This window comes from Pseudoduganella aquatica (assembly GCF_009857595.1).
GTDB lineage: Bacteria > Pseudomonadota > Gammaproteobacteria > Burkholderiales > Burkholderiaceae_D > Rugamonas > Rugamonas aquatica_A.
On record NZ_WWCU01000097.1, the window covers coordinates 1 to 1916 of the forward strand.

Annotated in this window: 1 protein-coding gene; it reads left to right on the forward strand. The window is 71.6% G+C overall.

The features are described 5' to 3' along the window. Window positions 1–96: 96 nt before the first annotated feature. A partial coding sequence (locus tag GTP77_RS29670; protein ID WP_161075739.1) for a sensor histidine kinase occupies window positions 97–1916 on the forward strand: 1820 nt, incomplete at its 3' end.

Consider the following 1916-nt stretch of genomic DNA (forward strand, 5'->3'; position numbering starts at 1 on the left):
CAGCGCTGGCACCGGCCGCCGCCGGCCTGGCGCAGCTGTTCGGCGCCGCGCTCGACGAGGTGCGGCGCAGCCTGGCCGACGGCGAGGTGCGCTAGCATGCCGGCCTCCGGACTGCCACAGGTCACGTGGCGGCGCTGGTTCCGCCGCGACCGCGCGCACCGCCGCATCGCCCTGGTCGGCCTGGCGCTGCTGCTGCTGCTGGGCGGCGTCACTGTCGCGGTGGGCTGGGTGCTGCACGAGCGCGCGATCGACGACTGGCGCAAGCAGCTCGACAACCAGTCGCTGGTGCTGGCGGAGACGGTGTCCCAGTCCATGGCCTCGGCCTACCTTGTGCTCGACAGCCTGGACGACGCCGTGCAGCGCGCCGCGCCCCGCACGCCGGAGGCGCTGCGCCTGGCCATGGGGGGCGAGGCGGTGTTCCAGATGATGCGCGACAAGGCCAGCGGCGTGCCCCAGGTGGACGTGGCCACCATCGTCGGCGCGGACGGCGCCGTGCTCAATTTCACGCGCGCCTGGCCGGCGCCGGCCATCAACCTGGCCGAACGCGACTACTTCCTCTACCACCGCGGCGGCGCCGGCGGCGACTTCATCAGCAAACCTGTGCGCAACAAGGGCAATGGCCAGTGGACCTTCTATCTGAGCCGGCGCCTGGCCGCGCCCGACGGCCGCTTCCTGGGCGTGGCCCTGGTGGGCATTTCATGCGACTTCTTCAGCGCGTTTTTCCGCAATGTCAGCGTTGGCGAGCACGCCGCCATTTCCCTGTACCGCAGCGACTACGCGCTGCTGGCGCGCTGGCCCATGGTCGAGCAGTTGATGGGCAAGGAGGTCAGCAACGGCAGCACGCGCGCGGTGATCGCCTCCGGGCGCGACAGCGGCGTGGTGCTGCAGCGCGGCCCGCGCATGGCGGCCGGCAACCAGGAAGTGTTCCGCATGGGCGCCGTGCGCAAGGTGCGCAACTATCCGCTGATCGTCAACCTGACGGTGACCGAGGACCTGTTCCTGGACGGCTGGCGCCGCATTGCGCGCCTGCTGGGCGGTATCGCCGTGCTGGCCGGGGCGGCGCTGGCGGCGGCGTTCGCCGCCATGGCCGTCATCCTCAAGCGGCGCGAACGCGACGCCGAGCTGGCGCTGCACCTGAAGGCGCGTGCCGACGCGGCCAGCGAAGCCAAGTCGCGCTTCCTGGCCATGATGAGCCACGAGATCCGCACGCCCATGAACGGCATCGTCGGCATGTCCGAGCTGCTGTTGGAAACCCGGCTGGACGCGGCGCAGCGCGGCTACGCGGGCAATGTGCACAGCGGCGCGCTGGACCTGCTGCGCATCATCAACGAGATCCTGGATTTCTCCAAGATCGAATCCGGCCACATGGAATTCATCAATAGCAGCTACGACCCGGCCCGGCTGGTGCGCAGCGTGCTCGAGCTGCACCGCGCGGCCGCCGCCAAGAAGGGCTTGCAGCTCGAGGCCGCCATCGAGCGCGGCGTGCCGCCCTGGGTATGGGGCGATCCGGTGCGCGTGCGCCAGGTGCTGGGCAACCTGGTCAGCAACGCCATCAAGTTCACGCCGGCCGGACAGGTGACGGTGGCGCTGGCGGCGCGCCCGGACAGCCAGCCGGGCCGCCTGCGCCTGGGGTTCGAGGTGCGCGACAGCGGCATCGGCATCAGTCCGGCCGAGCAGGGCCGCCTGTTCGAGCCCTTTATCCAGGCCGACGACACCATCAGCCGCCAGTACGGCGGCACGGGCCTGGGCCTGGCCATCTGCAAGCGCCTGGTACAGCTGATGGGCGGCGAAATCTCCTGCGTCAGCGCACGCGGCGAGGGCGCCTGTTTCAGCTTTGCGCTGCCGACCAGCGCCGCCGCGCCGGCCGCGGCGCCGCCGCCCGCTTCCCGGCCGGCGGCGGCGGCTGACAGGCCGGC